Here is a 21,784-nt window from a genome sequence, read left to right on the forward strand (position 1 = left end):
CCATGGCATACGTACACGATGAGGTTGCATGACTCCTTCGCCTGGCGGGGCCTGCTGTGGCTGATGGCGGCGGCGCTGTGGGTGGGCGTCGCGGGCGCGGCGGAACAGAAGCCGACTAAGAAGGTGCCGGGAGTCGTGGTGGAGCGCTCGCGTGTGTTCGATCCGGAGCGCGACAGCGATCCGGTCATCAACAATCTGCAGCGCCGCACCTTCCGCTTCTTCTGGGACACCACGAACAAGCAGAACGGTCTTGCGCCGGATCGCTTTCCTTCGCCGTCATTCGCGAGCACTGCAGCCGTCGGGTTCGCGCTCACCGCCTATGTGATCGGCGCCGAGCGGGGCTTCGTGTCTCGCTCGCAAGCGCGCCTGCGCACGTTGCGCACGTTGCGATTCCTGGAGTCGATGCCGCAGGGGCCGGATGAGAACGGCATGGGCGGCTACAAGGGCTTCTTCTATCACTTCGTCCACATGCACAACGGCCAGCGCTTCGGTACGTCGGAGCTCTCGACGGTCGATACGGCGCTGCTGCTCGGGGGCGTGTTGCTTTCGCAGAGCTATTACGATCGTGACACAAGCTCGGAACGCGAGATCCGCGAGCTGGCCGAGAAGATCTACGCTCGTGTGGACTGGCGCTGGGCGCAAAATCGCCCGCCGGTGCTATCCCATGGCTGGCGACCCGAGAGCGGCTTTCTGCGCTTCGACTGGCGCGGCTATAACGAAGGGATGCTCATGTACATCCTTGCGCTCGGCTCGCCGACCAATCCCATCGAGCCGGAGGCGTGGACGGAGTGGATGCGCACGTACAAGGACTCGTACGGCAAGTTCAGCGGGCAGGAGTTTCTGTCCTTCGGCCCACACTTCGGCCATCAGTACTCGCATGTGTGGATCGATTTCCGCGGCATCATGGATGCGTTCAATCGCGAGAAGGGGTTCGACTATTTCGAGAACAGCCGTCGGGCCTCCTACGCGCAGCGCGAGTACGCACGACAGAATCCGATGCGCTGGCGGGGCTACGATAGTGAGATCTGGGGGCTTACGGCGTGCGACGGGCCGGCAGACACGGTGCAGATCTATAACAACGAGGAGCGCGGCTTCTTTACATACGCGGCTCGCAGCACGGCGTCGATTCACATTCTCGACGACGGCACGATTTCACCGACGGCCTCGGTCGCGTCCATCGCCTTCGCGCCCGAGATTGCCATCCCCGCGATTCGCGCGTTCCGTGCGCGTTTCGGCGAGCATTTGTATCAGAAGTATGGGTTCCTCGACTCGGTGAACCCGAGCTTCACGTTCAGCGACGTGCCCCTGCGCCATGGCCGCATCATCGAGGGCATCGGCTGGGTGGCGGATGATTATCTCGGCATCGACCAGGGCCCCATCGTGGCCATGATCGAGAACTATCGCAGCGGATTGATCTGGAGCGTCATGCGCACCAATCCGCACATCCGCCGGGGACTGGAGCGGGCAGGCTTCACCGGTGGCTGGCTCGATAAGCCCGCGCCCGAACAACCCAGCTCTTAAAAACCTATGGCCTCGACGCCAGCCGCCGCAGGGATGAATCGTCGCCAGGCGATCGCCGCGCTCTCTGGCGCTGCGTTCGCGCTCGCCGGCTGCGGCCGCTCCTCGGATCGGAAGGAACTCACGTTCTGGGGCGCGGGCCGCGAGGGTGATATCGCTGCCGAGTTGATTCGTGGGTTCGAGCAGGAGAATCCGCAGATCCTGGTGAACGTGCAGAAGATGCCGTTCACGGTGGCGCACGAGAAGTTGCTGACTGCGTATGCGGGCGAGACGTTGCCGGATCTGTGTCAGCTCGGAAATACCTGGATTCCGGAGTTCGCCGCGCTCGATGCGCTCGAGCCGCTCGATGGCTACGTTTCGGGGTCCAGGGAAATCCAGCTCGACGATTACTTCGATGGCATTCTCGCGTCGAATCGCCTCGACGAGACGTTGTTTGGGATTCCTTGGTACGTCGACACTCGGTTGCTTTATTACCGGCGCGATCTGCTGCGTGAGGCGGGCTTCGATGAGCCGCCGCAGACGTGGGAGGAGTGGAGCGAGATGCTCGGCGCGATCAAGCAGGTCGTCGGGCCAGATCGATATTCCGTGCTGCTGCCCGTGAATGAGTTCGAGCCGTTGCTGGTACTGGGGTTGCAGTTGCCCTCGGAACTGCTGCGCGACGGTGGGCGGTATGGAAATTTTCGCAGTGACGATTTCAAGCGCGCGCTGACGTTCTACGACAGCATGTTCGATCGCGGCTTTGCGCCACGCATGACCAACACTCAGATCTCCAACGTGTGGGATGAGTTCGGCCGCGGGTTCTTCTCGTTCTATATCTCCGGCCCCTGGAACATTGCCGAATTCAAGCGCCGGCTGCCGCCGTCGCTGCAGAACGAGTGGATGACGGCCACCATGCCCGGGCCGGACGGACCAGGGTTATCGAGTGCTGGCGGATCGAGTCTGGTCGTGTTCAAGAGCTCCCAAGCGAAGGCTGAGGCGTGGCTGCTCGCAGAATATCTATCGCGGCCGGCCGTACAGCAACGATTCTACGATCTCACGGGCGATATGCCTTCCCGGCGCAGTTCATGGGCGATGCCGGCGCTGGTCGAGTCGCCTTATGCGCGGGCGTTTCTTGCGCAGTTGGATCGGGTGCGCTCGCCGCCGAAAGTGCCAGAGTGGGAACGCATCGCCACCGAGATGCGCCTCGCTGGAGAGCGAGTGGTGCAGGGCGTGCAGACCGTCGATGAGGCGGTCATCGCGCTCGATCGCAAAACCGATGCGATCCTTGCGAAGCGGCGCTGGATGCTCGAGCGAAACACCTTGCCGGGGACGTCATGAAACGCTCGATGGCTGCCTGGTGGTTCGTCGGGCCGGCGCTGATGGTGCTCGGGGTGTTCTTCTTCGTGCCGGTCATCGGCGCGCTCTTGATGAGCCTGACCGATTTCGATCTGTACGCGCTCAGCGACTGGCGGAACCTGCGGTTCATCGGTTTTCAGAACTACGGGACGTTGCTGCAGGATCCGCTGTTCTGGAAGTCGCTGTGGAATACGCTGTACTTCGTCGTGCTCGGGGTGCCGCTGTCCATCGGCGCCTCACTGGGTGCGGCGCTGCTCGTCAATTCCAAGTTGGGTCGCTTCCGCAGCTTCTTTCGCACCGTGTACTTTGCCCCGGTGGTCACGACGCTCGTCGCAGTGGCGGTCGTGTGGCGCTACATCTTCCATACGCGTTATGGATTCTTGAATTACGCACTGAGCGGCGTGGGCATCGATCCGATCGATTGGATGGGCGATCCCCACTGGGCGATGCCTGCCATCGTCGTGCTCGCGGTGTGGAAGAACTTCGGCTACAACATGATCATTCTGCTGGCGGCGCTACAGAACATTCCTGAAGATCTCTACGAGGCGGCGCGTATCGACGGCGCTTCAGGCTGGCAGGTGTTTCGTCACATCACCATTCCAGGCATCGCGCCCGTGCTGCTCTTGGTCAGCATCCTCACCATGACCGGTTATTTCCAGCTCTTCGCCGAGCCCTACGTGATGACGGAAGGCGGTCCGCTGCAGAGCACGTTGAGCGTGCTGTATTTCATGTACGAGGAGGGGTTCAAGTGGTGGAGCCTAGGGCGGGCGTCGGCAGTCGCGTTCCTGCTCTTCGTGTTGATGTTCCTGGTGACGGCGTTTCAGTTGCGCCTTGGGCGGCAGAGGGGTGATCGATGAAGCGCACGGGCCCCGCGATCATCGTCAATCTGCTGCTGATCATGGGCGCCGTGCTCACGGCGTTCCCGCTGCTTTGGATGCTGTCGGTGTCGTTCATGCCGACGGGCGCTGCGAGCACCTATCCGCCGCCGCTGCTGCCGGCGGAGCCGACGTTGGAGAACTATCGGCAACTGTTCGCCAACCACAACGCCGGCCGCTACATGATGAACAGCGCCATCGTCGCGAGCCTGGGCACGCTGATCGCGCTCGTGCTCAACACGATGGCGGGCTACGCGTTCGCCAAGCTCAAATTCAAAGGACGCGAGCGCATCTTCCAGATCCTGTTGGGCGCTCTGGTGATTCCGGCGCAGGTCACGATGATTCCGCTGTTCGCTTTGGTCAAAGAGATGGGGCTCATCAGTACCTACGGCGGGGTGATCGTGCCCGTCATGGCGAGCGTCTTCGGCATCTTCCTGATCCGCCAGTACGCGCTGTCGTTGCCAGATGAGCTGCTGGAAGCGGCCAGGATAGATGGCGCGAGCGAGGCGAAGATCTTCTGGTCGCTGGTCGTGCCGCTTTTGCAGCCGATCCTGGTGACCTTGGCCATTCTCACGTTTCTTGCCACGTGGAACGATTTCATGTGGCCGCTCATCGTGCTGACCGATCAAAAACTACACACGCTGCCGGTGGCGCTCGCGGGATTGTCACGGGAGCACGTCCAGGATAACGAGCTGATGATGGCGGGCGCGGTCATCACGGTCGTGCCCGTGCTGGTGCTCTTCCTCGCCCTGCAGCGTTACTACATTGCCGGCATTCTGGCGGGGAGTGTGAAGGGATGAGGGCGTTTGCCTGGGCACTGCTGTTGTCGCCTCTGGTTGCGCTTGCGGCCGAGAAGGCGCCGCAGTTGGAGCAGCGGTATCTCGATGAGATGGAGAACGTGGTCGAATGGAAGTCACTGGCCTCCGATGGGGTCGATGCGTCGGTGCATGCCGCGAAGGGCGTGGATCGCAATGCACTCGTGCTCGAATACAACCTCAACAACACGGCCGGCTATGCGGCGGCGACTCGCAAGTTGCCGGTGACGCTACCGGAGGACTACGAGATCTCGTTCTGGATGCGCGGCGAAGCAGGCCGCAATCATTTCGAGATGAAGTTCGTCGATGCGTCGGGCGACAACGTGTGGTGGTTCCGACGCGCGAACTTCCAGGTGTCGGGGGAGTGGCAGCAGATTCGCATCAAGCGCCGGCAAGTGGAGTTCGCCTGGGGACCCACCACCGATCGCACGCTCAAATCGTTCGCCGGCATCGAATTCGTGATCGCGGCCGGCATGGACGGCGGCAAAGGCAGCCTCTGGTTCGATCGCCTCGCGATCAAGCCGATTCAGCGGCCCTCGCAGATTCCGAAGCCGACCTTGACTGCGACCTCGCAGGACGAGGACCACCTCGCCGCGCGAGCAATCGATGGTCAGGCGAAGACGAGCTGGCAGAGCGATGCGAGCGGCAACGATCAGAGTCTCACGTTGGATCTGCAGGCGCTGCAGGAATTCGGGGGACTCGAGATCGATTGGGCGCCGCAGCTGCATGCGCAGCGCTACACCATCGAGCTGTCCGCGGACAGCAAGAGTTGGAACAAAGTTCGCACCATCGAAGCTGGCAACGGCGGCCGAGACTCGCATTTGCTGCCGGAATCGGAAGCACGCTACATCCGGCTCTCGATGCCAAAACCCGGCGGCGCCGTCGGCGTCGCTGAGATTCACGTGCGCGATCTGCAGTTCGGCGCATCGCCGAATGCGTTCATCGAGTCGCTCGCGAAGAACGCACGCAATGGCTGCTATCCGCGAGCGTATTCAAACGAGCAAACGTACTGGACCATCGTCGGCGTCGATGGCGATAGCGAAGAGAGCATGCTTTCCGAAGATGGCGCGCTCGAAGTACGAAAAGGTAGCTTTTCCATCGAGCCGTTCATTCGCGTGCGCGATAAGTGGCTCACGTGGGCGGACATGTCGATTCGACACTCGCTCGCGGACAACTACCTGCCGATTCCAACCGTGGAGTGGAAGCATTCCGATGTGATGCTCGCAACCACGGCGTACGGCGTCGGCGAGCCGGGCAAGGCGCGCACCGAAGCGGTGTACACCGTTCGCAATCCCACCAAGAGCCGCCGCCAGTACACGTTGGCATTGACGGTCCGTCCGTTCCAGGTGAATCCGCCGGCGCAATTCCTCAACACCGCGGGCGGTGTCAGTCCGATTCAGGATCTGTCGTTCGAGAACGGCGCGGTCCACGTCGATAAAGTGGCCAGCGTGTTTCCGAAAACGCCGCCCCAATCCTTCCGTGCCGTGACCCTCGCCGCAGATACGCCTTGCGAGTGGCTCGCAGCCGCCAGCGGCCCGACCAAGATCACCGACGAGAGTGGCTTCGCTTCCGGCGCGTTGCTCTACACACTCGATTTGGGCGCGGGCGAGAGTCGCGAGATCGTGTTGGATCTGCCGCAGCACGCAGGTCCTGGCGGCACGCGCGGCGAAGGAATAATGGCTTCGCAGCAGCGACAGCTTGCGACCAGCTCGCAGTCGCCACAAACGAAGGCGGATGTCGAGCGGCAGTGGCGCGACAAGCTCAATCGCGTCGAGCTGGTCCTGCCCAAAGCAGAACAGGCGCTCTACGACACGCTTCGCACGTCGCTCGCACACGTGCTCATCAATCGCGATGGCCCGGCATTGCAGCCTGGCTCGCGTTCGTATGAGCGCTCGTGGATCCGCGATGGCGCGATGACATCCGAGATGCTTCTGCGCATGGGCCATGAGGACGTCGCCAAGGAGTTCCTTGCCTGGTACGCGCCGTTCCAGTTCGCCACCGGCAAAGTGCCCTGCTGCGTCGATCGTCGCGGCGCGGATCCCGTGCCGGAGAACGACAGCATGGGCGAGTTCCTGTTCCTGATCGATGAGATCTACCGCTACACCGCCGATGAACAGCTGCTGCGCTCGATGTGGCCAGCGGTGATCAAGACGGTCGAGTACATGGACAAGCTGCGGCTCTCCGAGCGTACGCCGGAAAACCAGCAGGCAGAGCGGGCGGCGTTCTATGGCCTGATGCCGGCGTCGATCAGTCACGAAGGCTATTCAGCCAAGCCCATGCATGCGTACTGGGACAACTTCTGGGCGCTGGGCGGCTATGAGGCGTCCATTCGCATTGCTCGCGCGCTGAACGAAAAGAAACAGATGGCTCGATTCATCGAGGCTCGCGATCAATTCCGCTCGGACCTGTATCGCTCGCTCAACACCGCCATGCGCGCACACAAGATCGATTACTTGCCCGGCGCGGCCGAGCTGGGCGACTTCGATGCGACCTCGACCACCATCGCGCTCACGCCCGTCGGCGAGACGCAAATGCTGCCGCCGAACGAATTGAATGCCACGTTCGAGCGGTATTGGAAACAGTTCGTCGCGCGTCGCACCGACACGAGCTGGGATGCGTACACGCCGTATGAGTGGCGCAACCTCGGCGCCTTCATACGACTTCGCTGGCGCGACCGCGGCGAGGAGCTGATCGAATTTTTCATGGACGACCGCCGTCCGGCCGAATGGAATCAGTGGGGCGAGGTCGTGGGGCGCGATGAGCGTGAGAGCCGCTTCATCGGCGATATGCCGCATGGCTGGGTCGCCTCCGATTACGGCCGTTCGCTGCTGGATATGTTCGCGTACGAGCGTCAGGCGGATGAGACATTGGTGCTGATGGCGGGCGTGCCGGAGGCGTGGACCAAGAAGGAGGGCTTCGAGGTGCGCAACCTGCGCACGCCGTTCGGGCCGCTCAACTATTCGCTGAAGATCGAAGGCGGGAAGGCTACGTTGCACGTCGAGCCGCTGAAACAAATGCCCGTCGGCGGCATCGCCATTTCCTGGCCGGGCGATGCGCCCCCCAAGAATCATTCGATTCAGCGCGGCTTCGGACGCTGGCTCGGCACGGACCTGCGCATCAACGAGCTGCCGTTCACCATCGTGTTTCCACGATGAAGCGGTTACTCAGCGAGCGCCGCGCCATTCGTGGCGATCACCTTCGAATAGAAATGCGCGCTCGCCTTGGGCGTCCGCTGCAACGTTTCGTAGTTCATGTGCACGATGCCGAAGCGCTTGGAGAAGCCGAAAGCCCATTCGAAGTTGTCGAACAGCGACCATGCGAAGTAGCCGCGGATGTCCGCGCCACGTTGCATGGCGTTGTACACGGCGGTGATGTGCTTGCGCAGGTAATCGATGCGCAGCGGATCTTCCAGCACGGGGCCTTCGACCTGGGGCGGATCGAAAAAGCAGGCGCCGTTCTCGGTAATGTAGACGGGCGGGTTGCCGTACTTGTCCTTGATCCACAGCAGCGTATCGGTGAGCCCTTGCGGGAAGACTTCCCAGCCGGTCTCCATATGCGTGTGCTGCTTTTGTTTCACCGTGGTGGATCCGAGTGGCCAGGCATTCGGATCGGCGCGCACGACAGCACGGGTGTAATAGTTCACGCCGATGTAGTCGACGGGTTGGCGGATCAGCTTCAGATCGGCCTCCGGCCACTGTGGCCAGGCTTCACCGTAAACCTCGATCAGCTCTTTGGGATACGAGCCGAGCAGCGCCGGTTCGAGATACTGCCGGTTCATATACGCTTCGGCGCGCCGCGTCGCTGCCAGGTCCGCGTCCGCTTGCGACGCCGGATACTTGGGCTCGATGTTGACCACCAGACCGATCTTGTTGCGTCCGCTCGCACGGTAAGCCTGTACCGCCGCGCCATGCGCCATCATGAGATGATGCGCGGCCCTCGGAGCCTCGAACACATTGCGATGACCAGGCGCCAACACACCATGCATGTAGCCGCCATCCACCACCACCCACGGTTCGTTCAAGGTCGTCCAGTATTTGACGCGATCATCGAGCCTGCGAAACACGATATCCGCATACTCTGCGAACCATTGCGCGATGTCGCGATTCAACCAGCCGCCGCGATCGTCCAATGCCGCCGGCAGGTCCCAGTGAAACAATGTCACCATGGGTTGAATGCCGCGTTCCAGCAGCCTGTCCACGAGGCGCTCGTAGAAATCCAGGCCCGCTTGGTTGATGCGCCCGGTCCCTTCGGGAAGCACGCGGCCCCAGGCGATGCTGAAACGATAGGAGTTCATGCCCAGCGAATGGATCAGGTCGACGTCGCTTTGCCAGCGCCGGTAGTGATCGCAGGTAACATCCGCGGTGTCTCCGTCCTGCACGCGACCCGGCGTGTGAGAGAAGCGATGCCACACGCTCGGGCCTGCGCCGTCGGCCAGCGGCGAGCCTTCGATTTGATATGCGGATGTGGCGCAGCCCCACAGGAAATCCTTGGGGAATTGGATGGGCGTGGTCATGCGAACAGTGTAGAGGAGCTTGGGCGCGCGTGGCAGCAGTAAAACTCAAAGCCGTACGTAAGGTTTACAGCAACGGCCACGTCGGCGTCGACAGCGCGTCGTTCGATATCGCCGATGGCGAGCTGCTGGTGCTGGTGGGGCCATCGGGCTGCGGCAAGAGCACTTTGCTGCGATTGATCGCCGGGCTCGAAGTGGCCACCAGCGGTTCCATTCATATCGGCGAGCGCGATGTGACTCATCTGGAGCCGCGCGATCGGGACATCGCCATGGTGTTTCAGAGCTATGCCCTGTATCCGCACATGACGGTGCGGGAAAACCTCGGCTTCGGCCTCAAGTTGCGAGGCCATTCGGAGGCGGAGGTTGCCGATCGGGTTCGAGATGCAGCCGATCGACTCGAGCTCGACTCCATGCTCGAGCGCTTGCCCAAGCAGCTCTCGGGTGGTCAGCGTCAGCGAGTCGCGCTCGGGCGCGCGTTGGTGCGGCATCCGCAGGTGTTCCTGCTCGATGAGCCGCTGTCGAATCTCGATGCCAAGCTTCGCTCGGCGATGCGTACTGAGATCGCGCGGCTGCATCGCTCGCTCAAGACCACGATGGTGTATGTGACGCACGATCAGGTCGAAGCGATGACGCTCGGCCAACGCATCGTCGTGCTCGATCGCGGCATCGTCCAGCAGATCGACACGCCCATGAACATCTATGAGCGGCCGGTGAATTTGTTCGTGGCCGGGTTCTTGGGCAATCCAGCGATGAATTTTTTTCGCGGCATTTTGCACGCGGCGGCGATGGGGCAGGGCTTGCTCAAGGGCGAGGGCGCAGAGCTTCCTGTACCCGCTGGGTTGCCTATTGGCCGCTCCGTCGTGGTCGGCGTTCGGCCGGAGGATTTGCATCGCGTGGATGGAGCGACGCCGCCCGGGAACATCCGGTTGAGCGTGCTGGTGGATTTGATCGAGACGGTCGGCAACGAAGCATTCATTCACGCAAGCGTGGGCTCGTGGCAAATCATCGTGAGGTCATCGCCGTATCACTTGCCGCCGCTCGGGTCGAACATCACGTTACAAGTGGCGCCGGATCGGCTGCACTTCTTCGATGCGGACAGCGGGGCGAGAATCAGGAACAACCCTTAGGCGTCGCGGCTCGGGTAGTCGCAGCCCCGGTGACGCGGTTGAATGAAGCAGCCACTGCGCGTGCCTTCTGCGCACGCACAGTAGCGCTGCTTCAGCGCGGTCTTCAACAGCATTCAAATACCTCATGCGCCGTACGGTCACTCAGCTCCGCTCGAATTCTTTTTGCCACGAAGCGCCGAGAGTGTATCGGCGTTGAAGCGGAACGTGAGCCCGAAGTAGACGGTGCCGCCCCACTTCTTCTCGGTCAATTGGTCCTCATCGAGCTCCTCCTGGATAATCTGACCGTTCCTGTACTTCCCGCGAAGTTCGGCCTGTTGCGTCACTGCGCCACCGAGCGTCACCATGATGTTGTCCCCATACAGGAGGCCGAGGCCCAAAAACACGGAGACGTTTTCGAAGTCGGTGCCGACCCCGAATGCCGGGACGATCCGGCAATCCAGACACCAGGCATGTTCTTTTTGATCGTCGGTGCGTCGCGAAAAGAAAATCGATGGAGCGAAATCGTATCCGTCGCTCGACCGACCCTTGGTGATGGCGAACGCACCTGCCGGATCTCCGACAGCCGTTGAAAAGTAGTCATCGTCCTTGTTTTGCACGAACGTAAAGCCGTATGAGATCAGCCATTCGCTGCCCGGCGTATAGAAGTTATAAGTGCTCACCACTGCCCCGTCTCGAACCACCTGGACCGAGATTTCGCGCCCCGCCTCGAGCGGGAATACGTTCATGACTTCGAAACTCGTGACTGCTCGCAGCGAGTCCACATGCGCCTTCTGTGCACTCTGAGAACAGCCTGCCTTGGTGAGATCCGCTGGCGCCGCGACCAGCGTGTCTTTCACTGCTTTTTCGCTTGCTGCGTCGAGCAGCTTTGCGCGTATGGCGTTTGACTTTGCCGTGCAGTCGTCGACGTCGCCTTTCGACCCGCCGAGAAAGGACTTCAGATCCAGCTCCGGCTCGAGTCTCATTCGCTCGACCACGCGAATTTCATACTTCACGCCTTCTTTGGGAATCAGATTCACGACTCTGAACTGCAACCAGGTCGGCGGGAGCGTGAGACTTTGCCCGTTGAGCGATGCATCGATCTGTTGTACCTGCGCAGCTGCGAGGGACGACGAATCAGCGGCGCAGGCCGCCCCTGACACGAAGATCATGACCGCCAATAAATGCTTGAACGATTTGTGCGGCTTCGGTTTCACAGTTGGGCCTCCGGTCTTTCAGACTTGCTAAGAATGACGTGCACGACTCGACGCGGATGGGGTTGCCCTCTCGCGTGAGCGCTGACTCAGGCCAGCTGATGACAACTCTTCGGTTTCTACCTTCTGCTGCGCTATCGCGTGTGAGCACGCTTGGCCAGTTCTCGCCGTAGCTCTCGACACCAACGCTGGCGCTCGGGATTCGCGCGCACAGAGCTATGGCTGTAGCGGTCGCACGTCGCCAGGCGAGGGCACAGTTGTCGCTCTCTTTTCCCACTCGATCCGCGTAGCCCTCCACGTAGAGGGTTCGTTTCAAAGAAGGTGCGGTCGGAGCGCTTTGCGTCAGCGCTTCTATCCCGAAGTGAAATTTCAACTCATCGAGAGCAACAGCATCCTCCGCCGAGAGGAACGGGTGGTCTGCGAAGGGATAGCCCGTTCGAAAGTAGATGGTGCGCTGTGCATCCCGAGGATTCCCGATCGGAGCGGAGCGATCCGCCAGCGCCGGCCCCGCCAATGGCGCGTCGAAGGGACCTGGTGGATCTTCACTCACTTCCAATCCGGGCAATTGTGGCGAATCGATCACGGATGCAGTGAAACTATCCTCCGGGGCCGAGAGGAATCGGGAAGCGCACGCCGCGTATGAGGCGATGACACGCCCTTCGTTGGACGACGGCGGGTCGGAGCTGAGATCGGACAGTAGAAAGGGCTTGGGTCCGGAGTAATCGGGCGGCGGATCCGTCGAGACTAACTTCGTAGGAACAATCGACCACCGCGGCAGGCGTTGTGTGCGGACGACCTCGTCGAACGTGGGCGAAAAGTCGCTCGTCATGGTCCCGAGCATCACGTGCTTGTCCGACACCCTCGGTGCGCCGGTTGCGAATTGTGCGACGAACGTGAATGCGTGATTGTCTGCCGGTGCGCCCGCCTGCGCGTCGAGAGCATCGAACTCCTTCTCGTTTTCACAATCCGCTCGCTCTCGGCACAGACATTTGGTCGTTGGATCGGTGAATCGGAGCGCGCAAGCAGACTCCTTGCCACATGCAACGCATTTCTGATGACGCGCGCCTAGCAGATGGCTCAGCTCATGTTCCAATGTGGTCGCGTTCCCGTTGAGAGCGTCGGAACGCACGAAAAAGAAGGACGAATAGAAGCTGGCTCGTATCGCTGCGGCCTGACCTCGATAACGTGGCAACTGCCCGGAGCCGACGACGAACGTGACGACATCGGCCTTCGTCAGTCGCCGCTCACGCACGAAGGCCGGCTCGAGCGCAGCATAGGCACGCCGGCGAGCGTCCAGTGAAAAGCCCGGCGGTGTCGACGCTGTCTCGTCGACTCGAAACTCGCAAAGTTGCTCACGCAGGTGGCATCCCTGCCTGGAGAAGATCAGATCCTTCGCCACGACATCCACCCACGTCGTATACTCTTTCTGATCCGGCGGTGGCAATGGAAACTCACTCACTGGGGCATCGAGCCCGACGATCTGAGTCACGTCGGCAAGGATCAGCTTGACCGGGATCGATTGCGCATCGAGCACTCCATTGATCAGCGTCAGTCTCGTTTGCAGGTATTCCTTGATCTGATCGCGCGCTGCCGAATCGGGCGTGTTGGGCGCCATTTCGCTTCTTGCCGCACTCGTGTAGCCGAACAGAAGTCGAAGCTGAATCGGGGAATCGGGCGAGAGTCCAGCAGGTATCTTCGGATCGGCCGGACATACCCTCTGGAATTCCGTGCCGTCGAGGTCGCGAAAGGCGTCTCCGAATTCCGTTTCATGAAGTTGCTGGGCTGCGCGCTCCTCCTCCGTCAGTCTGGCACGGTTGAAAGCGAGAGCGAGCGACTGTTCTGTCGCCATATCGATGTTGGCGCCAGCAGACGCGGATTCCGAATGAAGCGGAACCGTCGGCTCGACAGTTCTACTCGGTTCCCAGAGGTATGTGCCGTTCGATCCGTTTGCAACGGCGGGGGCGCTAGAGGCGGATCCCTGCGGCTGGAGCGAGTACGTTCGCGAACCCACATGCATCTCGCCGATGGTTATCCGCTCCGTTCGATGGATAATTCCGTTACCGAGGTTTTCAGATTCAAACCAGAGCTGGAATCCTCCGGGAGAAACGGTGACCTTCGTGATCTTTGCTTCAGCCGCTTTCCCTGTGCGCGGGTCGCTGACAACCACCTCCGTGTGCGGTTCCATCAGGGGCATCTCTGCGACCGAGATCGGCGCATCACCCGCTGCGGAATGGGGCAATCCTGTCACATAGTTGAACTGCGCATTTTTATCTGGACACAGGAGTGTTCGGGAATCGGTCCGTTCCCATGGCCAGCGAATGGTGTGGTCGGTGAGCGCGAACGGATAGCAGAGCCAATTCACCCTTGGAGCGACTTGTACGTCGTTACTGCTCAGGGTTGCCAGGCGACTCAGGCAGTCTTCCACCTGCCTGCCCGGCACTCGCCACACGCGCAGCCTGCGATCGGGGGATTCGTGCGACTGCGCCGCATCACATCGCATGCGTATTCGCTCAAGGTCCGTCTCGACCGAAGCGTTCGGAATCGACAACAGCAGTGCGTCGATCCGCCCGTCGTCAGGCTGTGGAAACAGAAACCAGAGAAGCGCGGCGCAGGTCAGGCCAAGCGCGACAATCCAGACAAAAATCGCAGGACGACCGCTTCGATCCGGCGGCGGCGCTTGTTTGCCAAGCTGTTGTTCTTCGTCCATGATCCCCACATCCAGAACCACGCACGCCTTACTTTATATATACAAGTCGCAGAGCGATATATAAGAACATCCCTGAGGCTGATGCAGAAGTTCGTAATAATGTTCGACAGTGCCACTTGCTCCGAGATCGAGGGCGGCTCGAAAAACGATCCGCAGGGCCTCACTTGATACAGAGCGGCGACAGTTGTCTTTTGCCGCGGTGCGCGGCCGCAGCGTTTAGAAAACATCGCCAACAGAACATATCTCCGGGCTTGCGCATGTAACAACAATACTGTTTGATCTGGGCAACTCCCCTGAGATCCTGAAACCACGCCGATGACAGGATATCGACCTTCCAGTAGCGCGCCCATGAGCTCCGCTCCGGGGCAAAAGGGGTCCCGTGAAGCGTTTCTGGGTTGTTTCAGCCCGAGCCATCGCCGGGAGCTCATTGAATTTGGCAAGCGCCTGAAGCACATCGAAGCCGATTATCTGCTCTTTCTGGCGAGAAAGTCGGTTTGCCTCTACGAATGCCTGGTCTGGCTCAAGCTGACGGAGCTACGCGGCACGCTGCTTTCCGACCGCGTTCTCGACATGGACCTGAGCTGGCTCAAAGGCAAGCGGGTTGCCGTCGTCGACGACACCGTGATCTTTGGATCGACGCTGGCCAGGATCATCGCCACGCTGCACGATGCCGGAGCGCATATCTCCAGCGTCATCGTCTTCTGCGTCAACGAAAGCAGTTGGCAGAAGGAACGCGTCATGCCGACGGAACCGTTCCTACGTCTGAACGAGCGGGAAGCGACCGGCTTCTGCGCGGACCTGGTCCGGGCCATCTCCGTCGTGCCCATGCCATACGCGGTCGACTACCCGCTGATTCGTCGCCTCCGGATTCCGGACAAAGATCTTCCCGTATTGCTGTGTATGCCCGGCTGGGGGACGCAGACACATACCACGCCGATTCAGCACTCGCACCGTGTCTGTACCCTGGTCTCCACCCCCACAGCTGCAAAATATGCTGAGATTTTTCCCGAAGCCGAAAGCGAACTACGGGATGTGTGCCGCCTGGTGAAAGTGAGACTCTACGGCAAACATATCGGGAAGCACGAGGCGACCTGGTTCATGGTCATGCCGGTAGCCGTGCTCGATCCGTTGACCACGGGCGATATCGATCGACTTTGGGAAGCCATCGTCAGCGGTTGCTCCACGCAGGAAGCCGACACTCTGCGCGCCAACTTCATTTCCGCCACGTCCAGGCTGCGCGCCATACAATTCGTCATCGCCGCCCGGCTCGCGGAGCACTGGATTCGGGACGCCCGTGTGCTGCTCGGACTTCGGGTATCGCCGCGCATTGATTCCAGCTTCGCTGGATTTTCATTCTCGCCGTCGACCGCCGCGTTGATCAGCAGAATAGCGGCTCGCGGCCTGAGCTTTTCAGCTGTCGGCCAGGTTCATGCCGCGACGGCAAACATATTGGAAATCGAGTTGCCCAGCGACCCGCCCGGCGTGAATCCCTGGAACCTGCAGGCAGCGCTGATCAAGCCCTTCTTGTATCTGCACAAGACCCGGGAAGTCCTGGCGCGGCAACTGCAACCTCGCCCCGACGAGCCGCCGGATCCGCTCCTGGATCGGCTCAACCAGGGGTTTTCATTGGCGCAACTTCGGCAGAGAGTCTCGGCCGTGCTCGCCGACGCACCCGGCGATGCGATCCTGTCGGAGTTCCTCGATCACGTCATTGATAGGGGCTTCGTAGTGCCGATTTCGGCTCACCACGGCAACGTGGTATTTCGAGCCTATCGATACGGCGAGGATGTGCTCGATGCGGAACAGTTCAGACAGCTGTGCGCGCGCTGTGCTCAGAAATTCCTCGAAACATCGGGTTTTCCGGCCATCTCCAGAACCTGGCTCGAGAAATTGATTGTGCTGTTGCTCCAGGAACTGCTGAATGAACGACTGGTCGATCCCACCGATCTGGCCTTGGGCAGTTCGGGAACCATCGGTGTTCGATACGCACTGCACGGCGCCGTGGTCAAAGAATCCGCACCGCATATCTATAGTCATTACGAAGGCATGTTCTATGTGGATGTACTGACGGACTACGGCTACTTCAAAAAATTGCCGAAAGCGGAGAAGCCTGCCGAGTCCGTGGTTGAGACAGCGGACGAACCGCCCGAGACGGGCGATTCGGCGGAAAGCTCGCAATCCGGCACACACTATCTCCCGGTCGTCAATGCCGACGTGCTTCCCGAAGCGGCCCGAGCAGTCGAGTCGGCCGAGCAACTGGGACTGCTCGTCGGAACGCTTGCCTGTCGCACCGACACTCCGCTCCTGACGATACATACGCTGACTTTGCTTGCGACGTGCGATTCACCGGCGTCGACGGCTGGGGCCTTGTCCGCGGAGATCGACATCATGCGCCGCTCCTGGCGATTCACTCGCCAGAAGATTGCCAACGGCGAATTGGTATCGCAGCAGGTGGTGCGCAACGAACGGTGGTTCACTGCGATCAACAGCGCGAGATTCAAGTATTCGAATTATCTGCTCGACGAGGCGGAGAAATCGCTCGGACGGATCGAAATGGAGTTGTCCAACGCCACTCAGTCCGATCGACGGTTCGCACTGGTGCACCTGAAGGCATTTCGCCGCACCCGGATGAGCAGAAACAAATATAGCGGCCAGGACCCGAGCTACACGCTGCTGCTGCAACTGGGCAGGTACATATTCGAACTCAACATCCTTGCCCGGCTGCTGCTGATGTCGCTGCCGAAAGCCGATCCGGACGCTATCGCCGAGCTGCAAACGGAGTTGGCCGTGCTCGTCACTCAGCACGATGGCCTGCTGGCCCGAGCCGGTGTAGCCGCGAAGCCCGAGCACAGAATCAGAGACCATCTCATCAGGGCGGTGCATCGAGTCAGCAGCCCCGACATCGATCGGACGGCTCTGTTTACCTGGACTGTCAAGCACCTGGGCAGCGAGGTGATTCATGCGAACGAACTGCTCGCTCGAGTGGATCATGTGATCGCGCGTGTCGGCTTGCCGAACCCCTTCGAAACCTTCCCGCACGTACTCGTGGTCGAGTGTCAGAACCCGAGGGAGACAAACCGCATCGAGTCCGCCCTGAACCGTGTGTGTCTTCAATGCACCAAGGAATTCAATGGTCGACTTTCGGGGTCGGGACGCGCCTATCCATATGTGTTCAGACCGGACGGCGAGAAGGCGCCCATCATCGCCGTCGGCTTTCGCGGCGACTCGTCTCGAGGACTGCTCGAGCGAGTGAGGGAACGCCTCCTGACGCCCGGGACTCACACGGGAATGAGCCGAATCTTCGGTTTTTACGATATCGGGCGCGAAGAGCAGCCGCTGAAATCCGACAGCTCATCCCGTTGCGTCGCCGGCGCGTTCTTCGAAAGAGTCGCGGCCTGTCGCATTCATCCCTCTTTGCAAAGCGGCGGCTTCTACAAACTGGAGCCGAATGAGGACCAACTGCAGTTCCAGGATCGTCTCGCGGCGAAGTCTTCGGACTCGAGCGTCGTCATCGCCGCGCCCACCGAGAAGCACTATCAAGTGAGTCACACGAACACGCGTCCCGCCAAAGCAACACAGAAATCCGTGACCAAAGCGGATATCGCCATAGTCTGCACGACCGCGTCGGAATTGCGGGCGGTGCGGGCATCCCTGTCCGGCCTGGCGGACTACAAGCAAGAAGAAAAATTCTTCTATTCCGCGACGCTACCCGGCAACGGATGCCGGTTCCGAGTTGTCATGACCTTTCTTCCGGATCCCGGGACCGTGACCGCCGCCACGACAGCTTCGGACTTCGTTCGGCGGTACCGGCCGAAGTTGCTGGTGTTGTTGGGGATGGCCGGCGCGATACACGAAGACGTGAAGTTACTCGACGTGGTGCTATCGACGCAGGTGATCTACTACGAGCCCAGAAAGGAAAGAGACGGTAAAGTTTCGAGCCGGCTGCAGGCCCTGCCCATTTCCTCGTTTCTCAAGCGCGCGGTTATCTCGTTCGTCGCCGACAAAGGAGCGCCAGCCGCACGCATTTCATATACCGAGCAGGACAGCGTTCACGACTTCGGGATCTTCGAAGGCCCGCTCGGCAGCGGCGACGCTGTAGTGGGCTCCACGAACAGCGCCGCCCGCGCCGTCGTGAAAGGATGCAACGACAAGGCATTGATCATGGAAACGGAGGCGTGGGGCGCACACAAAGCCGTCTTCGATCTGGGTGGCAGTGACTGTAAGCACGTGCTGACGATCAAAGGGGCGGCGGACAATGCGGACAGCGAGAAAGATGACTCGCGCCAGTACCGCGCCACCCGCAATGCATTCGAAACCTTCCGAGAGTTTTTGCTCACGTTATCTGTGCAGGACTTGCGGTAGACGGAAAGAGGCGCCAGTTCGTGAGTCCCGCACTAAGTGTGTTTCCGTGACGGAATCCTGGATGTTATCGATTATGGCTTCAGGGGAACCTATGTCACGGCCCTCGCGGGTAAAGAGATTCTGAAGCGCTATCACGGGAGCTCAGCGATCAAATCCTATCATCAGGGTTGCTCCGCCGCAGGGGCTCGTCATGGCCCAGCGATTTCCGTGGGTAATCGATGGAATCATCGCCGGATGCCCGGTACTGAGCTGGTCTGATCTGGCGATCCAGAGGGCCTGGGTCGCGCGAGCAACACGGGACGGCAACAATCAGCTCTTGCTCGACCAGGACAGCGTAACCCTTCTGCATGAAAAGGCGCTCAGTCAATGCGATGAGGATGATGGGCTGAAAGACGGGATCATTGGCAATCCCGCGACTTGCAAGTTCAATCCCGCGGGGCTCCAATGCAAAGTGGGTCAATCGGATCGCTGCCTCGATCCAGAGCAGGTTGCGGTGGCAAAGAAACTATATTCGCGGCCCGTGGATTCCGCCGGACAACCGATTGCTTCCACGGGTCTCACGCCGGGCTCCGAGCTGAGTGTGTTGGAGCCTGTCTCCACGCGCAATGCGGCGTCGGAAGAAGTGTTCCGCTATATGTATTTCATGCCGGCGCCAGGCGCCATCCTGGAAGATGGAGGATTTCGATTTCGACCGTGACCCGATGCGGTTCGGCCTTGAGTCGCTGTTTGGGGCCAGCAATCCTGATTTGCAGCAGTTCAAGTCCATGGGCGGAAATAATTTTCTATGGGGACTGGGACGCTGCGGGTACCAAGGGGGGGCCGCTCATCGATTACTATAAAGAAGTTGAATCAGTCGCAGGGGGCGAGCGGGAAGTAAGGACATTTGCTCGACTATTTCTAGTGCCGGGCATGGATCACTGCGGTTCTGGTGTACGCGGACCTTCGGATATCGACTATCTGACCTACCTGGAGAATTGGGCTGAAAAGGGACAAGCGCCGGATGTGCTTGTCGGCCGCCATGTCAGCAAACAAGAAAGTACGCCAGAATATCCGCGCCCGATTTTCGCCTATCCGATCGAAGCTCGTTACAAGGGATCAGGCAATGCAACTGAAGCATCGAGCTTCGTGCCCGTGGATCCTCGAGTTGGAAACGGTGAACGGCGGCGGCAACGTTGAACAGATCGCGTTTGCGCTGGTTTCAGAGTACCTGGCTCAACCGCCGAATGCCTTCGCGAATATCAGGCTCCCTCATGCGGGAGAAGCCCAGGATGAATCCGCTCCTGGCCGGCTTCGTCAGGTAGTAGGGCGAGATTCCATAAATTCCAACGCCACGCGAGCCGGCGGATTCGAGCGCGGCGGACTCCGCGATGCGTTTGTCAGGCCACAGAACAACGTGAGCACCGGCGCCATAGCCAGTCACCTGGACGCGGTCTCCAAGATATTTGTCGATGGCTTCGAGCAGCACTTTGCGACGCGAGGTGTTGCGGCGGCGGACGCGTCGCAGATGACGTTCGTACATGCCGCTGGCAATGAATTCGGCCAACGTTTCCTGTTCCAGCGTGGCTGTGTGCCGATCGCACAGCCATTTGGCCGAGGTGAACACTGCAGTGAGCGACTTCGGCACGATCAGATATCCGATGCGCAGCGCCGGGAAGATCGTACGCGAGAACGTACCGATATAAATCACGCGCCCGTCGGTATCCAGGCCTTGCAGCGATTGCAGCGGCTGCTCCTCGTAACGAAACTCGCCGTCGTAGTCATCCTCGACCACTAAAGCATCCGCTCGTCTCGCCCAATCGAGTAGCGCAAGGCGACGAGCCAGCGGAAGAATCGCACCCGTTGGAAACTGATGCGACGGCGTGACGAACGCAAGGCGCGCCCGCTCTGGAAGGCTGGCGGGATTCAAGCCATCTGCATCGACGGGAACTGGCAGCAAGCGTGCGCCGATATTGCGCAGGACCTCACGGGCGCCCTGATAACAAGGATTCTCCATCGCGACTCGGTCGCCGCGCTCCACCAATACCCGCGCAATCAGATCCAACGCTTGCTGGGAGCCGCTGACGATGATCACCTGTGAGGGATCGCAGACCACTGCCCGGGAGCGACGCAGGTGAGCCGTCAATGCCTCGCGAAGCGCCATGCTTCCGCCTGCCGGTGCGTAATCGAGCTCGCGCACCGGAGCCTTGCGTGCGTGGCGCAACAACATGCGGCGCCATGTTTCGAACGGAAACTGTTCGATATCGCTTCGGCCGTATTCGAAATCGTATCGCAGCGAGGTCGCGCGCCTCGCGGGTACTTCAATCTTCGGCGCAGCCTCGGCCACCGACCGAGCGAAGCGCGACAGTCGCACATTCGCGCGGCCAGCACGGGAGCTCGGTCGGCTGGCCTGCAGCCCTTGCGTCACATAGGTGCCCGATCCCGGCCGGCCGCGAACAAACCCTTCGGCGAGCAGCTGTTCGTACGCGAGCACAACCACGGTACGCGAAACATTCAAATGCTCGGCGAACTCCCGCGTCGAGGGCAGGCGCTCATCGCTCTTCATATCCCCGCGCAAGATTGCTTTCCGGAACCATAGGTAGATCTGCCGGGACAGCGGCTCGCCATCGTTCAAAAGTGGTATTACGAATGTCACGGAGAATGGACCTTTGAAAAGGCCACAGTCTACGGCACGCTCCACAGAATGAGCACGCCTTGTTGGAGGTCCACATGAGCTCGCACGGGAGCGTTCGCAGACAACTTCTTCTCGCGTGCGGCCTCACGCTGATGTGGCTGCCGTTGCACGCGATGGCTCAGCAAAGCTCGACGGCATCGGCAACGGACGCGCAACCTGCGGCCGAGAGGCGCGATGGGAGCCACGACTTCGACTTCGCGATCGGAACCTGGAAAACGAACTTGAAGCGCCTGGTCCGGCCGTTGACCGGTTCGACGACCTGGGTGGAGCTCGAGGGGACAACTGTCGTTCGAAAGGTTTGGGATGGCCGCGCCAACCTTGCCGAGCTCAAGTTGGATACCGCCAAGGGTCCCATCCATGTGCTCTCGCTGCGCCTGTACAACCCTCAATCCCGCCAGTGGAGCCTGAATTCCGCCAACGCCAGCAGCGGCACTCTGAGTGTGCCCACGGTCGGGGAGTTCAAGGATGGCCGCGGCGAGTTCTACGATCAGGAGGTCTTCGAGGGCAGAACCATCCTGGTTCGCAATATCTGGTCGGACATCACCGCGGACTCATGCCGTTTCGAGCAGTCTTTTTCGGACGACGGCGGCAAGACCTGGGAAGTCAACTGGATTGCCGTGGATACGCGTGTGAAGGATTGAGCATCCCCCACGACGCGTATTCCACGCAGATGG

The 21,784-nt window shown here is 60.6% G+C and carries 14 protein-coding genes; 10 read left to right on the plus strand and 4 right to left on the minus strand.

Features of this window, described 5'->3' with window-relative positions:
* The first annotated feature begins 18 nt into the window (after positions 1-18).
* Genes VGD45_RS19685 through VGD45_RS19705 form a run of 5 tightly spaced genes read left to right on the plus strand, consistent with a single transcriptional unit; the run spans position 19 to position 7,698 of the window.
* Complete coding sequence (locus VGD45_RS19685) at positions 19-1,521, plus strand: glucoamylase family protein (RefSeq protein ID WP_331157051.1); 1,503 nt, start codon at positions 19-21, stop codon at positions 1,519-1,521.
* A 33-nt stretch (positions 1,522-1,554) separates the two neighbouring features.
* Entirely contained in the window at positions 1,555-2,835 is a 1,281-nt protein-coding gene (locus VGD45_RS19690; RefSeq protein WP_331157052.1) for a sugar ABC transporter substrate-binding protein, read from the plus strand.
* On the plus strand, positions 2,832-3,710 hold the full coding sequence (locus VGD45_RS19695; protein ID WP_331157053.1) for a sugar ABC transporter permease: 879 nt from the start codon (positions 2,832-2,834) through the stop codon (positions 3,708-3,710). The genes VGD45_RS19690 and VGD45_RS19695 overlap by 4 nt, the downstream gene beginning before the upstream one ends.
* Entirely contained in the window at positions 3,707-4,528 is an 822-nt protein-coding gene (locus VGD45_RS19700; protein ID WP_331157054.1) for a carbohydrate ABC transporter permease, read from the plus strand. Before VGD45_RS19695 ends, VGD45_RS19700 begins: the two co-directional genes overlap by 4 nt.
* Complete coding sequence (locus VGD45_RS19705; protein ID WP_331157055.1) at positions 4,525-7,698, plus strand: discoidin domain-containing protein; 3,174 nt, start codon at positions 4,525-4,527, stop codon at positions 7,696-7,698. Before VGD45_RS19700 ends, VGD45_RS19705 begins: the two co-directional genes overlap by 4 nt.
* A 5-nt stretch (positions 7,699-7,703) precedes the next feature.
* On the opposite strand, the gene VGD45_RS19710 is transcribed toward VGD45_RS19705, so the two are convergent.
* Positions 7,704-9,056, minus strand: a complete 1,353-nt coding sequence (locus tag VGD45_RS19710) for a GH1 family beta-glucosidase (RefSeq protein WP_331157056.1) — start codon at positions 9,054-9,056, stop codon at positions 7,704-7,706.
* A gap of 29 nt (positions 9,057-9,085) precedes the next feature.
* Between VGD45_RS19710 and VGD45_RS19715 the strand changes: the two genes are divergently transcribed.
* Complete coding sequence (locus VGD45_RS19715; RefSeq protein ID WP_331157057.1) at positions 9,086-10,180, plus strand: sn-glycerol-3-phosphate ABC transporter ATP-binding protein UgpC; 1,095 nt, start codon at positions 9,086-9,088, stop codon at positions 10,178-10,180.
* 137 nt (positions 10,181-10,317) lie between these two features.
* Here VGD45_RS19715 and VGD45_RS19720 read toward each other — a convergent pair whose 3' ends face one another.
* Complete coding sequence (locus tag VGD45_RS19720) at positions 10,318-11,328, minus strand: hypothetical protein (RefSeq protein ID WP_331157058.1); 1,011 nt, start codon at positions 11,326-11,328, stop codon at positions 10,318-10,320.
* Positions 11,294-14,077: a hypothetical protein gene (locus VGD45_RS19725; RefSeq protein WP_331157059.1), complete on the minus strand. Its 2,784-nt coding sequence runs from the start codon at positions 14,075-14,077 to the stop codon at positions 11,294-11,296. Before VGD45_RS19725 ends, VGD45_RS19720 begins: the two co-directional genes overlap by 35 nt.
* 348 nt (positions 14,078-14,425) lie before the next feature.
* Between VGD45_RS19725 and VGD45_RS19730 the strand changes: the two genes are divergently transcribed.
* The 3 genes from VGD45_RS19730 to VGD45_RS19740 all read left to right on the plus strand — a co-directional run bounded on the left by VGD45_RS19730 (position 14,426) and on the right by VGD45_RS19740 (position 19,615).
* Complete coding sequence (locus tag VGD45_RS19730) at positions 14,426-18,439, plus strand: hypothetical protein (RefSeq protein WP_331157060.1); 4,014 nt, start codon at positions 14,426-14,428, stop codon at positions 18,437-18,439.
* A gap of 190 nt (positions 18,440-18,629) precedes the next feature.
* Entirely contained in the window at positions 18,630-19,136 is a 507-nt protein-coding gene (locus VGD45_RS19735; protein ID WP_331157061.1) for a tannase/feruloyl esterase family alpha/beta hydrolase, read from the plus strand.
* A 29-nt stretch (positions 19,137-19,165) separates the two neighbouring features.
* Positions 19,166-19,615 (plus strand): tannase/feruloyl esterase family alpha/beta hydrolase, encoded by a 450-nt coding sequence (locus VGD45_RS19740; RefSeq protein WP_331157062.1) that lies wholly within the window; start codon positions 19,166-19,168, stop codon positions 19,613-19,615.
* Between the two features lie 22 nt (positions 19,616-19,637).
* Here VGD45_RS19740 and VGD45_RS19745 read toward each other — a convergent pair whose 3' ends face one another.
* Positions 19,638-21,116 (minus strand): PLP-dependent aminotransferase family protein, encoded by a 1,479-nt coding sequence (locus VGD45_RS19745; protein ID WP_331157063.1) that lies wholly within the window; start codon positions 21,114-21,116, stop codon positions 19,638-19,640.
* 29 nt (positions 21,117-21,145) lie between these two features.
* Here VGD45_RS19745 and VGD45_RS19750 point away from each other — a divergent pair, with 29 nt between their 5' ends.
* On the plus strand, positions 21,146-21,751 hold the full coding sequence (locus VGD45_RS19750; protein ID WP_331157064.1) for a hypothetical protein: 606 nt from the start codon (positions 21,146-21,148) through the stop codon (positions 21,749-21,751).
* Positions 21,752-21,784 lie beyond the last annotated feature (33 nt).

This window comes from Steroidobacter sp. (genome assembly GCF_036402275.1).
Classification (GTDB): Bacteria; Pseudomonadota; Gammaproteobacteria; order Steroidobacterales; family Steroidobacteraceae; genus Steroidobacter.

Coding starts and splice junctions, on each gene's coding strand:
- VGD45_RS19730 (WP_331157060.1), top strand. CDS start 14,426: ATGAGCTCCGCTCCGGGGCAAAAGGGGTCCCGTGAAGCGTTTCTGGGT.
- VGD45_RS19695 (WP_331157053.1), top strand. CDS start 2,832: ATGAAACGCTCGATGGCTGCCTGGTGGTTCGTCGGGCCGGCGCTGATG.
- VGD45_RS19710 (WP_331157056.1), bottom strand. CDS start 9,056: ATGACCACGCCCATCCAATTCCCCAAGGATTTCCTGTGGGGCTGCGCC.
- VGD45_RS19700 (WP_331157054.1), top strand. CDS start 3,707: ATGAAGCGCACGGGCCCCGCGATCATCGTCAATCTGCTGCTGATCATG.
- VGD45_RS19725 (WP_331157059.1), bottom strand. CDS start 14,077: ATGGACGAAGAACAACAGCTTGGCAAACAAGCGCCGCCGCCGGATCGA.
- VGD45_RS19705 (WP_331157055.1), top strand. CDS start 4,525: ATGAGGGCGTTTGCCTGGGCACTGCTGTTGTCGCCTCTGGTTGCGCTT.
- VGD45_RS19750 (WP_331157064.1), top strand. CDS start 21,146: ATGAGCTCGCACGGGAGCGTTCGCAGACAACTTCTTCTCGCGTGCGGC.
- VGD45_RS19685 (WP_331157051.1), top strand. CDS start 19: ATGAGGTTGCATGACTCCTTCGCCTGGCGGGGCCTGCTGTGGCTGATG.
- VGD45_RS19690 (WP_331157052.1), top strand. CDS start 1,555: ATGAATCGTCGCCAGGCGATCGCCGCGCTCTCTGGCGCTGCGTTCGCG.
- VGD45_RS19735 (WP_331157061.1), top strand. CDS start 18,630: ATGGCCCAGCGATTTCCGTGGGTAATCGATGGAATCATCGCCGGATGC.
- VGD45_RS19720 (WP_331157058.1), bottom strand. CDS start 11,328: ATGATCTTCGTGTCAGGGGCGGCCTGCGCCGCTGATTCGTCGTCCCTC.